Source organism: Sporosarcina ureae, assembly GCF_002101375.1.
Lineage (GTDB): Bacteria > Bacillota > Bacilli > Bacillales_A > Planococcaceae > Sporosarcina > Sporosarcina ureae_B.
Genome location: NZ_CP015207.1, coordinates 2213098 through 2226638 on the forward strand (window position 1 = coordinate 2213098; position 13541 = coordinate 2226638).

Annotated in this window: 15 protein-coding genes and 1 pseudogene; 8 read left to right on the top strand and 8 right to left on the bottom strand. The window is 35.3% G+C overall.

The genetic code is table 11. The features are described from left to right. Positions 1-7: 7 nt before the first annotated feature. Together SporoP8_RS10940 and SporoP8_RS10945 are read right to left on the bottom strand one after the other, a co-directional pair. The gene (locus tag SporoP8_RS10940; RefSeq protein WP_232319257.1) at positions 8-616 is read right to left on the bottom strand and encodes a helix-turn-helix transcriptional regulator; all 609 of its coding nucleotides are present in this window, start codon (positions 614-616) and stop codon (positions 8-10) included. Between the two features lie 207 nt (positions 617-823). Further along, the gene (locus SporoP8_RS10945; protein ID WP_198166004.1) at positions 824-2083 is read right to left on the bottom strand and encodes an ATP-binding protein; all 1260 of its coding nucleotides are present in this window, start codon (positions 2081-2083) and stop codon (positions 824-826) included. Positions 2084-2423: 340 nt separating this feature from the next. Between SporoP8_RS10945 and sda the strand changes: the two genes are divergently transcribed. Beyond that, complete coding sequence (gene sda / locus SporoP8_RS10950; RefSeq protein WP_085132525.1) at positions 2424-2540, top strand: sporulation histidine kinase inhibitor Sda; 117 nt, start codon at positions 2424-2426, stop codon at positions 2538-2540. Between the two features lie 170 nt (positions 2541-2710). Here the strand turns inward: sda and SporoP8_RS10955 are convergent, their stop codons facing one another. Beyond that, positions 2711-3094, bottom strand: coding sequence for a VOC family protein (locus SporoP8_RS10955; RefSeq protein ID WP_085132526.1), 384 nt, complete (start codon positions 3092-3094; stop codon positions 2711-2713). A 259-nt stretch (positions 3095-3353) separates the two neighbouring features. Here SporoP8_RS10955 and SporoP8_RS10960 point away from each other — a divergent pair, with 259 nt between their 5' ends. Further along, positions 3354-4286, top strand: coding sequence for a magnesium transporter CorA family protein (locus SporoP8_RS10960; protein ID WP_085132527.1), 933 nt, complete (start codon positions 3354-3356; stop codon positions 4284-4286). A gap of 34 nt (positions 4287-4320) precedes the next feature. On the opposite strand, the pseudogene SporoP8_RS10965 reads toward SporoP8_RS10960, so the two are convergent. Further along, positions 4321-4834: pseudogene (locus SporoP8_RS10965) on the bottom strand (isocitrate/isopropylmalate family dehydrogenase); the annotation flags it as partial. Between the two features lie 852 nt (positions 4835-5686). Between SporoP8_RS10965 and murJ the strand changes: the two are divergent. Continuing rightward, positions 5687-6970: a murein biosynthesis integral membrane protein MurJ gene (gene murJ / locus SporoP8_RS10970; protein ID WP_085132528.1), complete on the top strand. Its 1284-nt coding sequence runs from the start codon at positions 5687-5689 to the stop codon at positions 6968-6970. 128 nt (positions 6971-7098) lie between these two features. Here the strand turns inward: murJ and SporoP8_RS10975 are convergent, their stop codons facing one another. The 3 genes from SporoP8_RS10975 to SporoP8_RS10985 all read right to left on the bottom strand — a co-directional run bounded on the left by SporoP8_RS10975 (position 7099) and on the right by SporoP8_RS10985 (position 9209). Then, on the bottom strand, positions 7099-7869 hold the full coding sequence (locus SporoP8_RS10975; RefSeq protein ID WP_085132529.1) for a CPBP family intramembrane glutamic endopeptidase: 771 nt from the start codon (positions 7867-7869) through the stop codon (positions 7099-7101). A 444-nt stretch (positions 7870-8313) separates the two neighbouring features. Then, positions 8314-8934 carry an SdpI family protein gene (locus SporoP8_RS10980; RefSeq protein ID WP_085132530.1) on the bottom strand — a complete coding sequence of 207 codons (621 nt, stop codon included), beginning with the start codon at positions 8932-8934 and terminating at the stop codon, positions 8314-8316. Between the two features lie 14 nt (positions 8935-8948). Next, the gene (locus SporoP8_RS10985) at positions 8949-9209 is read right to left on the bottom strand and encodes an autorepressor SdpR family transcription factor (protein WP_198166005.1); all 261 of its coding nucleotides are present in this window, start codon (positions 9207-9209) and stop codon (positions 8949-8951) included. Positions 9210-9299: 90 nt separating this feature from the next. On the opposite strand from SporoP8_RS10985, the gene SporoP8_RS10990 reads away from it, so the two are divergent. Further along, a complete protein-coding gene (locus tag SporoP8_RS10990) occupies positions 9300-10184 on the top strand; it encodes a helix-turn-helix domain-containing protein (RefSeq protein WP_085132532.1) in 885 nt (294 codons plus the stop codon). Between the two features lie 165 nt (positions 10185-10349). Continuing rightward, complete coding sequence (locus SporoP8_RS10995) at positions 10350-10562, top strand: hypothetical protein (RefSeq protein WP_085132533.1); 213 nt, start codon at positions 10350-10352, stop codon at positions 10560-10562. 415 nt (positions 10563-10977) lie between these two features. Here the strand turns inward: SporoP8_RS10995 and SporoP8_RS16970 are convergent, their stop codons facing one another. Beyond that, positions 10978-11373: a thiol-disulfide oxidoreductase DCC family protein gene (locus SporoP8_RS16970; RefSeq protein WP_085132534.1), complete on the bottom strand. Its 396-nt coding sequence runs from the start codon at positions 11371-11373 to the stop codon at positions 10978-10980. 83 nt (positions 11374-11456) lie between these two features. On the opposite strand from SporoP8_RS16970, the gene SporoP8_RS11005 reads away from it, so the two are divergent. The 3 genes from SporoP8_RS11005 to SporoP8_RS11015 are packed head-to-tail and all read left to right on the top strand — an operon-like array spanning position 11457 to position 13494. Continuing rightward, the gene (locus SporoP8_RS11005) at positions 11457-11990 is read left to right on the top strand and encodes an SdpA family antimicrobial peptide system protein (RefSeq protein WP_085132535.1); all 534 of its coding nucleotides are present in this window, start codon (positions 11457-11459) and stop codon (positions 11988-11990) included. Further along, the gene (locus tag SporoP8_RS11010; RefSeq protein WP_085132536.1) at positions 11987-12949 is read left to right on the top strand and encodes a sporulation-delaying protein SdpB family protein; all 963 of its coding nucleotides are present in this window, start codon (positions 11987-11989) and stop codon (positions 12947-12949) included. The genes SporoP8_RS11005 and SporoP8_RS11010 overlap by 4 nt, the downstream gene beginning before the upstream one ends. Next, on the top strand, positions 12919-13494 hold the full coding sequence (locus SporoP8_RS11015) for a sporulation delaying protein family toxin (protein ID WP_085132537.1): 576 nt from the start codon (positions 12919-12921) through the stop codon (positions 13492-13494). Before SporoP8_RS11010 ends, SporoP8_RS11015 begins: the two co-directional genes overlap by 31 nt. Positions 13495-13541 lie beyond the last annotated feature (47 nt).

The window sequence follows — 13541 nt, forward strand, 5'->3', positions numbered from 1 at the left end:
TAATGTCTTATTTGAGAATGATCTCTTTATTATTTTTATACGGGATAAAGTTCCTTTCAAATTCCATGTCAGTGATTTCCGCTTGCATAATGGTAGAGATCTTAATCAGTACATATTCTTTCGCAAAACCATACAAATATAATCCTTCCGGCCGTAATACATAACTAATAGGCGCAACCGTCATTTGCTCTTCATTCACTTCAATCGTAAGAAATGTCTCTTCATCCAGACCATGATTTATTTTCTCATAGATACTTTCCGTCATATCAATCTTTTCTTCTACAAGATCCACAACCAAATAATCGTCCGCATCACTTTCGAATAGATGGACTAACTCCGGTGAAATAAGCGCCAGCTTTTTCATCACACGATCCTTATGTTTTTTTGTGGAGATACTATCATACATAGATAACGCAAATGTAATCGTTAGTAGATCTTCATTAGTCAAAAAACTTTTGGATAACTTATAGCTTTCTTCTATATATATCCCTCCTTGATTTCCTTGTTTACACGTCACGGGTATACCCATCATAGATAACTTATCAATATCTCTTTGAATGGTTTTAATGCTGACCTCAAATGTATCTGCCAACTCTTTATGAGTAGCTTTTTTCACTTTCAGCAAATAGAGAACGATCTCAAATTGACGATTTCGTATAATATTCCCCTCCAATGTTCTAGTGATGACTGCACCTCACTCGAAACTTCAAAATAAAAAGAAGTTGGAGCCCGATCTGGCTTCAGCTTCTTTTTCGCTTCAATCAACTAAGTGAATGTGTGAAAATACTTTCTAAAAGGGGACCATTCAACGTTATACGCCTAGTTATAATTTCGGCAAACTAACTGTAAAGTTTGTCCCTTTTCCCATCTCGGTATTTAATAATAAGTTACCATTATGATCTCGAATGATTTTTTCACAGATCAACAATCCTAACCCGGTTCCATCCACTTTTGATGACATAAAGGGATCACCTATTTGACTTAGGATGTCATCAGGGATACCAGGGCCATTATCGGAAACATCAATAGTCACGTGATCATGATCGTCTTTCACATGAAGCGTGATAGTTCCAGTTTCCATAGCCTCTATTGCATTTTTGATTAAATTAATAAATACTTGTTTTGTTTTTAATTCATCACCAAAAATGGTCATCTTAGTATTATCCGATTTTACATGCATCTCAATGGCTTTCATATCCATATCCGATTCCATTTGAACCTTCACCACTTCGATTAATTCCGTAATATTGATCACTTTTAGATTGACTACATGTGTTTCAGCTAACGATAAAAATTTAGATGCGATTTGTTCTATTTCTGCTAAGCCTTTTTTGATGCCATCAAATTGTGTTTGACTGGCTTCACTACAATCACCAGTAGTTAAATCCAATAATTGTAAACGCCCTTGAACGACAGTAAGGGAGCTGCGAAGTTCGTGGGCAATGATGGAAGCCAATTTCCCGGTTATGTCTAATTTATCTCTACGCGTATCATGGTTTCGTAGTTCATTTTCAAACTGGAGTTGTTTTGTTACTCCTGTAAAAGGAACAGGCCCTTTTTGATATAAATGAGAAGGTAGGAAATGCGTATCCGTCATATGGTATTCATGCGTTTGCAAAAGCTCAATTAACAGTGAACCAGATAAAGATAAACTATCATACGCGCATATATTGATGTAATTGCCTGTGATATTCGCTACTCTAGAGAAAAAGTCGTCAAAATTTTGTTCGTGTAAAGCGACAGAAGGAATTAACGTTTTTCTGCTTTGAGGACGCCAAGTCACCAATCCCCACCCGCGAAGTATGTTTCCTTCTTTCACATGCGGATCGAAAAAGTCATTCAAATTCTTTAAAACAGCCTCGGCATTAAAATCTTCATGCGTTTCATAGGCCATGTCGGTATCAACAAAATAAATATTAGCCATTTGCTCTTCCGAATAACCCGCATTTCTAAGATTTTCTTTAACGGAAGCAAAATTCGTAGGTTGATCCACATACAGAATGATGTGATTTTTAGCCAATCCTTCCGCTACATATGCAGTAGCATGTTCTATATATTTGCTGTTGTCTGTGTACGTATACACCACATGACCTACTAGTAAGGATTCGATGTCTTTAGTAATTTCCATTTTCCCGTCAGTATCGACTGATTGCGTGATATAAAAACTCCTCTCCATATTACAAGTTCTATTTTAACTAGCTCTATTATACACTTTTATGGCTATATTGGTTGACAGTTATTCGAAATTTCAGTACCTTTAATGTACTTTGTGCGTCGGAAGCATTACATCATATTTCGACAGCAAAGACCCACTCCTCATGCCGCACTTTAAATAATAAAAAAGTTGCAAAATGGTTTAAATACTTTATGCAAAGGGTATGGTAAGCAAATAAAGTTCAAATAACTAAAAAGGAGGTGCCTTAATGGTGAATCTATCAAACGCAGCGTTGCTCGAAGCTTATGAGCGCACAGAGAAAGTCCGTGTAGCGCCAGCATTTATTAAACTACTTGAAGAAGAAATGAAACGCCGTGGTATATAGATGCCGTGGCGTTTTTTTTGTTCCATAATATGTCCGGTTTGTTGAACGGAGATGAATGGTGCTTGCACTTCAACCTACGCTATTTTTTCTAGACTCATCTTCTACTCGCAAGCGGTTCAGAAGTACATGAATGTAACGTATAGTGTTTTCATGCAACACGTTTCGATTAGTTATTGACTCTTTTGCATAACCGCAAAATAATTTTGTTCAGGATCGGCAAAGTTAAATACTTTTCCCGAAGGCATCGTGACAATTTCTCCGACTGTAACCTGTTCATTGGACAGCGTGTGATGTAACTTTTCGAGATTGTCCGAGAAAAACATCAAAGAAGGGGTGCCAAGATTCATTTCTGGCTGCATTTCAGCAATCATTGCCTTATTGTGAAGTATAATGCTCGTTTCAGCTTCTTCTGTTGGAGCTATTTCAATCCATCTCATTCCTTGACCGTTGTCTTCATCTGAAATTACGGTAAAGCCAACTTTCTTCGTCCAAAAATCTACTGCCTCGTCTTGATTGTCTACATATAACATAATTTGACCAATTTTATTAATCATTTTATTCTCTCCTTTTCACTCTTATATGTAGTGGTTACAAATGGACATATATACAATCTTAGTGTCCGCTTGTTGAATATCATGCACCCACTACATCTTCCAATACTTAGTATATCCACTTTTGTAGCACTTAACTGAAAATAGGTCTTTCGGGGAGTAAGTATGGATAGTGTAATTATGTGGGTACCTGTTCCAACAGGTTTAATTTGTTTCTGGACAAGGAAAGTTAAAGGCAACAGGAAAAGGAGGTAGTCAGATAGTGGAACCTATTCGTGCAAATAAGAATTGGACATGGGTCCGTATGGATGAAGCCACACAACAGGATATTTCCGAGTTCCCGGATCTTCCATCTGCTAGCAAACGCTGGGCAATGCTGTTATCTGGACATCAAAACAGCAATTTGGAAATGGACGCGAGTGAAGAAGGACAGGAAGCGATGTGGGGTTCCATCGTCTACTCCCAGAACGTTGAAATCCGTAGCGAAAAAAAGATGCTTCATTATTATCTCACGAAAGATACTCTACTGACATACGGCATGGATACGTCGTTCTTTAAGGATTCCGAACAGAAAGTGCTGAAATACATGGACAAAGCAGAGAATGCCATCGAAGGATTCATGGTTCTCATCGGAGAAATCACTAGCGTGTTCCTGCGAAAAATTGAATACTTTGAAGACCAGATGCATGATTTACTGTGGAGCATCAAAGCAAAGAATGATGAACCAGTCTTTGATCAGATTATGAATAATCGATACGAAATACTGGTTTGGAAAAATCTCGTCATTCCGTTCATGGAAATCCAAGAAGCGACAGTGGAGGCGTTCGGTGAAACCATTTTAGAAGGTAGTTTCTACAAGCGGACATGTCGGCGTATCAACCGATGTCACCAGACAATCCGGGAATACAACGAAGAAATAGGACATCTGATTGATCTGGAATCCATCATATCCTCCCACCGAGGCAATGAAATCGTCAAGACGTTGACCGTCATCACGATGTTCTTCACCCCTGTAGCAGCTTGGGGTGCCATATGGGGAATGAACTTCGACGTCATGCCAGAACTCAAGTGGAAATACGGTTATTTGGGAGCAATCATCGTCATCGGTCTATCTACGTGGGGTTTATATTACTACCTAAAAAAGAAAAACTGGATTGGCAGCGTATTGAAAAACTCGAAGGATGAGAAGTTTTAGTTGGGTAGGGGATTAGGTAGTTCTTCTAGGTAACCAGTCCCATTTCACCAGCGAGTGCTGCGCCTAGATCAGTCAAAATATCAACGAATGGATTGGACGTGACAACGGCTTCGAATCTTGCTGGTTCTTTGATTATCAACAGTGCAACTGAATCGACAAGATAGCTTGCGTTTTCCACATGTGGATACTCTTGAATTATTTCTTCGAATACTTGATCCCAGCAGACCATCGAATAGTTAAACGCATTCGCTTTACTAACACTAGTCAATGTCTTTCCAAGATTTGAAGCCGTTTCGAACGCATAGCGAATGATCCGCTCCGTCACTTGCCATCATTTTTCCATGCTGGAGATAGTACTCACAACCCCATGGGAAGTAGGTGAATTCGAAGGAAAGCCGACTATCTAGTTCAGCGACTTTTTTCATTACTTTGATGCCTTCGTCAATTACTTCTGGTCTAATTCCATCTCCGGCTATTACAGCTATTTTGAATGTTTTATTTGACAACTCTTTTCTATTTATGGATGTAGTCTGTGGATAGCGTCCCATCTTCTAAAGTGAATGTGTAATCTCCGCAAGAATAATCTCATAAAAAGAAGTTGCCGCTCAACATATACCGCAGCTTCTTTTTCGTATATAGATTTCACATTATTTAAGAAGTAATTGAACATGCGTTTTTTTGAATAAACTCTCTACATGCATATTGAGAAGCTTATTAACATGAATGAACAAGAGGCAGAAGAAAATGAATTTTAATGTATTGAATGCAATGTTTGAAAAATGTTAACAATCGTATAGGATATAGATATAGGTATTAGAAGATTACATATACTAATATTGCCTTTGCAGATTTATCTGTAGTACGGATTAAAAGATAGTGCCTGATCGCATCGAACGATCCAAAAGGAAAAGCCATCTTCTTCGGGAGGTGGCTTTTTACGGTTTCAACTATTTTTGTAATTGATAAGTAGCAATTACTTATTTCAATACAACGTGCTCTTGCAACAGAGAACCGATTCCCTCACAAATTGCAGGAATCGGTTTTGAAAAATTAGAGATATTAAACAAACCCACCCTGATTGCTGCATGTATCAAACTAGCTTTGTTTACTACGTATAATAATAAAGAAATACTTTTCTTTTCATAACTTTGTAGCAACAATTGAAATTCATCATTATATTCATAGTCGTCTTTTTGTTTTAATTATATGTGGTCTACAGATTGATACCTCACTTGCCAATACTTATTTCACCATTTTAAGGAATTTAACATTTCATATAAGACAACTCTGATATAATCTATGAAACAGTTGTGCTTAAAACATTGCATAGTCTACGTTTGATAATTTACTACGGAATCATTTTTGCATTTAGTTCCGTGAAGAAGGGTCAGATTGTATCAATGAGTAAAATGATGAAGATTATTGGGGCCGTTGCGATCATTAATATACTGGCCAGGTTATTTGGTTTTATTAGAGAGATAGCTATAACGAATAAGTATGGTACGTCGAATACAGCTGATGCAATTGCAAACGCATACTCAATTCCAAACTTTATTTACCTCGTTGTTGGTGGTGGATTAACGACGGCATTTATATCCGTGTATCATTCGACAAGATCAGATAAAACTATGTATGTTCGAAAGTCACTTACGACCATTCTTATGACAGCAGTTTTCGTCACCGTTACATTAATCATCTTTGTAGATCCCACTTTGAAACTATTTTTCAAGACTCAGAGTGCAGAGGAGTATGAATTGTTACGCAATCTATACCTTTGGATGATGCCATCTTCAATTATTCTTGTCTTATCAACGTGGATGAGTGGAGTGCTAAATATAAACGGTAAATACAATCTATCCAGTTTTTCAATTCTTTTGTATAATGTCGCTTTCGTTGGAATAGCTGTCTTTTTAACCAGTTATTTTGGTCCCGAATCATATGGAATAGGTGCATTGTGTAGTGCACTGTTGATGGGTGGATTTCTTTATGTTGGATTTCGAAAATCGAAACTATATTCATTAAAACTATCTTTTGTCATGTCTGAAGATGTTAAGAGGTTATGGGTTATAGCCTTGCCGATATTGTTTGGTGGAGCTTCTTTACAGTTCTATATTCTTATTCATAGGATTGTGTCTGGCTGGTTTGGAGAAGGAGTAACTACCGCAGTTAATATTGCTTCAAAATCGACTGGACTTCCGCAGGCAATCTTGATGACTGCAGTAACGACCGTAATTTATCCTCTCCTTAGTAAAAAAGAAGGTGAGGGTGACAATGAGACGATCCGAACTCTTTATAAAAAAGGTTTGCTTTATCTATTCGCACTACTCGTACCAGTAACAGCTATCGCTTATTTCTTTGCAGAACCGCTTATCAGTCTTGTTTTTGAACGTGAAGAATTTACTAGAAAGTCAGTCTTGCTTACGGTGCCGATATTCCGTGCATTCTCGCTCTCGATGTTTTTCCTCGCTGCGAGTACATTTATCACTCGATTCTACTATGCAAAGGCCAACTCAATGGTGCCGGTAATATTTAGTGTGATTAGTGTCTTCGGCATCAATTTAGCAGTTATCTATCTGATGATGGACTCATTTGGCGCTTCCGCGATTGCTTACGGTACGGCTATTAGTGCTGCTGCGAACTTTCTGATGCTTGTTGTCTATGCAAGGATGAAATGGAATTTATAAATAGTACCAAGTTATATTATATTTTAATTAATGAATAAAGAATTCCACTATATTATAATGAATCAGTTACTGAAAAGGGTGCAAATTCGTCTACGAGAATTGCACCCTATTATAGAGTACCCGTTTGTTTAATTGATTATTGATGCAAATATAACATGAAGAAAGATATCTACTGACATATGTGCGATCATTGCATACTCTAAACCCTTCTTCCAGTATAAATAGCCAAACCATAAGCCTAGTAGGCCATTCAAGACCAATGCCCGTATTACAATAATTGTAGATAGTTCGCCGAAAATTTGTATAGTCGCTGGTAAATGACCTAAACCAAAAATTATGGCTGTAAGGAAAATCGCCACGTAGTAAAAACTATCAGGAATGCCCTCCTTTTCTTTTCTTGTTATCCGAGCCAATAACCATACAATGAACGTCATACCAAACAATCGCAGCATAATTTCTTCTGAAATCCCCCCGTATATTGAAGCGAGTAATCCTTGCCACCAATTTGGTGAGGGCAGTTGATTCATGGGTGCCCCTATCATAGGGCTAAATACGAATAAATCAAGAAGAATTATAATAACACTTCCGATTAATGCTATAACAACGCTATTTAACACCCACTTTTTTGAAATATGTACTCGTGTCTTGGGGTAAACCATTCCATTTAATAATGGCGTGGTTAAGCCTGTACGATTTTGAAGTCTTAAACCAACCAATATCAATACAAACATGTATAATACCTGAACCGTTGAATTTATAGTAACTATTAATGACGTTGGTATATTTCCCGGTACAGGTTGATTGCCCATTAACGCCATCTGATATGGAATTATAGCGAATATTCCTATTGTATTTAATATCGTAAACAGCAGAACTAGTTTGATTCTCCAATTTCCCATGTACAAACTCCTCTCAACAACCTATTTGATCTAATCCGATGACTATAATTATCAGAATCACATCAATAATAACCAAGACTCCAGAAATTTTTCCAGCTGTCGCCTCAAACCAGATCGTGAAAATAGATGCAAAAATAGCTATAATACCGATTATAATTAACAGAATACCAATTCGTTCCCTAGTCTTTTTATTCACCGGATGCCAAAGCTTGTGGACGAGCGGAGAAGTATGGACTAAAAGATATTGAAATGATGAAAGCTTTAATTGAAAGTGGGACACCGATTAAAAAGAAATTCGCTAACATCTATTCCTCGAATGGTTTGTGAACAATGTCAGAAAAAGGGATGGCAACAACCGATGTTAATTAGTCTGAAGGTACAGTTATTCTACCTTGCCATAATGTATTGTTATCATACTATAGCAAGGTATCACTTAATATCTTTTCATTCCTGAACCTTTTTATATATCCCATATGACATAACTACTGATACAATAGCTGTTGCTAGTAAAGATGTTAGAATCACTATATGGATATAATGAGGTAAAATAAAGGACATACTCAAAATAAATATACCTACTATCATAAGAAGTCTTCCAGCAAAGCGATTGGATTTTTTCCATACCTGTTCATTTTTTAAAGTCCATGGAGTTCTAAGACCATACACTGCATTAGGTTTTGTTACGGGCATAAAGTTTGATAAAATTATTGAAATTAAGCCAACTAAGACGCCCATGAATAATTCATTATTATACTGTACTGAAAGACCTTGTGTCAGAATGAAAACATGAATACCTAACATTAGTAGTAGAGCAATATTTGTTACATTTAATATAGTTTTTGAACTAAGTTCCTTTGTTTTTTTATTTACTGAAAGGCTTGTAGACACTAAAACTATAACCATAGATATTGGTACAATAAATATTGCGATTTCTTTTGCTATATAAAAATCTACCCCGTCCATCCCCCAGTGAATGGGTAATTTTTCAGTCAAGTTAGGATAAGAAATAATACCAATAATCATTGAGACTAAAATTAAAGCAGATGGAAAAATAAGTTTTTTCATAAGAGTAGCTCCTTTTATTTATTTATTTTAAAGCTTAACATCCAATTCATAACGTCTTGAAAGACAGTAGTATTTAAAGAATAAAATAGAAATTGTCCTTTACGTTCTTGAGTTATTAAGCCAACGCTTTTTAACACATTTAAATGGTGGGATATACTAGGTTTGCTCATGCGAAAATTCTCGCTTATTTCTCCCGCTGTTAAGTCCTTTCCTTTTAAAAGATTCAAGATGTCTCTCCTTGTAGAATCAGATAAAGCTTTAAATAACTCATTCATAATCATTCCTCCCTCTTTTAAATACTTAGGCAAATATCTAATTAAAGAATAACATTTCAATTTTTAATCTTTAATAAAAAGGAGAAGAAAATGCATAATCAACTTGGTGAAGAAATTTTACGTCTGAGAAAATTTAAAAAAATGACTCAAACTAAATTAAGCGAAGGTATTTGTTCACAACCAACTATTAGCATGATTGAAAAAGGTACTATCATTCCGGGGGTTGATATATTAACTTCCATTGCCCAAAAACTAAATGTACCAGTTACTAACCTAACAAATCTTGTCTTGACTGATAACCTTGACCGTAAACATGAGATAATCACTGATTTAGAAGGATTTACAATAGAACAAAGATTTGATGAAGTCTATGCAATTACCTCTCTTGAGTTAAAAAATGATATAGATGATAAATGGTTTGAAGCTTTTTTAAAATGGCAACATCTACTAAGTTGCTACTATCTAAAGAAATTATCAATAGAGGATACTATTCGTAAAGTTAAAGTTTTACTAACTACTGTTCCCGATTCTTTGCTCAATAAAGATTTTCTTTTCTCGAAAATTAATAATACAATTGCTTTCTTATATGCTACAAAAAAGGATTATTCTGCAGCCTTATTCTATTACAATAAAATCGATTTAGATTTGATTAATGGTTCACCCAGACTTGACAGGAATAACTATCTGCTACGTGTTCTATATAATAAAACGAAAACTCTTTACGATATGGGAGAGCTTGATTTAGCCGTTAACCATGCAGAGCAAGGTATTGCAAAATCCATTGAACATGAAAGTATGTCTGTGATAGGAAATTTTTATTACTATATGGGTCAATGTTACGAAAAAATGGGAAAAGAGTTTAGTGAGATTTCATTTGCTTATGAAAAAGCTAGATTCTTTTTTCAACTATTAGGTAGAGATTTTTACATAGGCATAGTCGAAAGAGATAAATCGTTTTTTTTACATAAAAAATAAGGATTGATTATACCTAAGGGAAATTTAGTTAGAGAAATTATATCCTAACTAGTGTTATTGAATAACTCGTAAATCCTTATAAATAAAGGATTTACATACCTTTTTTAAAAAAGGTGTAGCATCATAAAACGAAGATCACTTGAAACTAGCATTGGAGGACTTGCCATGTACGAACACAACGCCAACCAGATGATTCTGCCATACGAATTATTTTTTCCATTCGAAGGCCACTTAAACCCTTATAACCGTTGGGTTCGTATGGCTTCTGTGATTCCTTGGGTCGACCTCGAGGAAGCGATCACGAAAAATCCCTACATGCAATACTTCATCGGGCCGCTTGAAGAGAGTTGTTCAGTAGTTTCTAACTACATTCCCTAACACCCATATTTTCTAATATTTTTAAATCTCATATGGTAAATCTATTGGAATGTTTTGAAACAAAAGAAACGTTAAAGTTATTAAATATACTATTTTTTTCATATTTTCATCTCCTTTCTGATAATACGCCTGTAGAATGTAGCTACAGAATTCTTTATTGAGGCAACACTGACTTGATATAGTTCTTCATTTCTCCGAGCTACAAAATCCCTGAATAACTCCACATCCCTTATTGTACATTCAAAATTTTTAAGTGAAACAGAATATAAGTATCCTTATATTTTAATCAACAAAAAACCTTCCAATTTCTTATTCATTCCCTGATACTATGGATATACATTTTTGAAAATATATTCAAAATATGTATATCCAAATTTCATCCTGATCTACCTTTATCGAGGGTTGGTGATATAGACTATTTTCGAGATAGAATATTACATTTCTCTGCATCACACTGTCCTATAGGAATAATCTTTCGTTTATTCGCTACATACGTATAACACTTATTAGCTAAACCTAATTTTTTTAGTATTACTAAAATGGGAACAGTAAACTTTAGTAATGGTATTCTTCTATTCATTTCTATAAATGTATCGACACCACTATAATACTTATTGCCAAATAGTTCTTTTGAGTATATTTCCTTTTCTAGAAGATCCAGAGGTATTGGTATGCTTTTTAAAACGTTAATGTCCCTAAAGGAATGAAAGATTAAAAGATTTTTCCTATCCATTTTAGACCATCGATTCTTTGTTTTGGTACATAGTGGACAAAACGAATCATAATAAATTACTAAATTCTGTGATTTCATAAGTTAATTCCTCCCTTTGCTATTCATAAAGCATCCTAGCAGATAGAAAAGAAATTGCAAAATTTTCAGAATGGAGTATTACAATGTTAAAAGCAAAAATCACTCTCTTCGTAATGACCATAGGTTGGTTATTATTTTTCTTGACAACAATAATATCAGCCTTGCCTTACTCTCCTGTTTCTCCAAATCATGGAACAAAGGAAAAGGTTTTAACACATGTACTTCAAGGTTGGGGTTTTTTTAGTAAAGATCCACGAGATGATTTATTTGGAGTACATATCTTGGATGGTAACGATAACAACGAGCTACAATGGCCAAATATTAGTATCTCAAATTTGCTTGGCTTAAAACGTGAAGGACGCGCGCAAGGTATAGAAGCGGGTAACTTATACTCCCAGATAATAGAACCTCAGACCATTTCATGTACTGGTGATATCGTAAGATGTCTTACTGATGCCGATGTATCACAAATACTTACTAACAAAGATAATAGAAAAACTTTATGTGGTCTTATTGGGTTTTCACTTTCAGAGCCTGTCCCTTGGGCGTGGGGAAAAAGCTATACAGCTGACGATATGAATTCCGAAATAATTAAAGTAAATGTGGTGTGTGAATGAATATAAACTTCAGAATAGAAAAGTGGTTAAGTAGATCTAACCCATTTACCAATGTTTATGGTTTAGCAAGGACATTTTTAGCAAGCTCAAGTCTATTATTACTTTTGTTCAATAATATTGATATCTTATTTAAACCTACTAGTGACACTCAACAGTATCCGACTTGCAGTGCAAATTATTCACTGTTTTGTTTGACGGAATTCTCAAATGAAGGTCTAGCAATAATGCGTTGGATATGTATTATAGCTTTACTGGTAATTGCAAGTGGTTGGCGCCCTCGGTTTACCGGATGGTTACACGCATGGATTGCATTTAGTCTTTATCATTCTGCTACAACTATAGATGGTGGAGAACAGGTAGTAGCAGTATTCACACTGATTTTAATACCACTTACTTTAATGGATGACCGAAAATGGCACTGGCAAAAACCTGTACAAAATCTATCTGAAATAAAAAAAATTATAGGTATGACTTCGTACTACGCTTTTAGATTGCAAGTAGCGATACTATATTTCCATTCAGTAGTTGCCAAAATAGCAGAGGAAAATTGGGTTGATGGTACTGCCGTTTGGTACTATATACAATCTCCAATGTTAGGTTTGAACAAGATAATGCTAGATTTTTTCCATCCTATTTTAAGTTCTGCTTTTATTGTTGTGCCTACGTGGGGCACGTTATTACTTCAGACTTTATTGGTTATCTCTTTAGTAATTGACAAAAAGTATTGGAAACATATATTTGTGTTAGCTATTTTAATGCATGAAGTCTTTGCTATTTTCCTAGGACTGATTACATTCTCACTAGCTATGGTTGGTGTGTTGTTATTGTACCTATGGCCACTCGAAGAAACCTTTCAATTTAAGGGGGTGAGAAACTTAGTTAGTAGCATAAACACAAAAAGTAAAGTATCTAAAAAGGAGAATGAATTATGTTCAGAAAAAAAATCGTATCAATCTTAACTGCTTTAGCAATGTTTAGTTTTATTTTGACAACGGGATTAAATAATGTGTCTGCAATTGAAACATCTCCAAGCTATTCAGCTAAAGAAGTTTTCCAAGGCATTATTGCGGGTCAGGGTGATGCAGCTTCGGAATTTAAATCACTTTGGAGTAAAAAAAATTTAGCACGGGCTAATGAAGAGGAAAACGTAAAATTAATCAATGACGTAATTGAAAAAATGGATAAGAAAAAACCAGATTTTTTCGAAAATCTTGATGTAGCTTTAAAGAATAAAGACTTTAAAAGTGTTGATCTGTTACTGACTGAGGGTTCAGAAGAATTTTTATTAATTCTTAATAAGGAACATAGCGCAGAAATTGCAGATAATATTGTAGATGCTAATTGTTTGGTGTTAGCCTTAAGTATGGCAGTAGTTCTATCTCATGCGGCAGCAGTTACATTTTATTTGTATACAGTTGCGGCAGGATCGGGATTAGATCCTAAATCGGCTAATACTTCTCGTGAGAGCATGGTTGTTGATATGATCGAAGTATACAATAACTAATTTATAATAATTAATCCCCTGACAACGAGTGTTTAGTACTAAGTCAG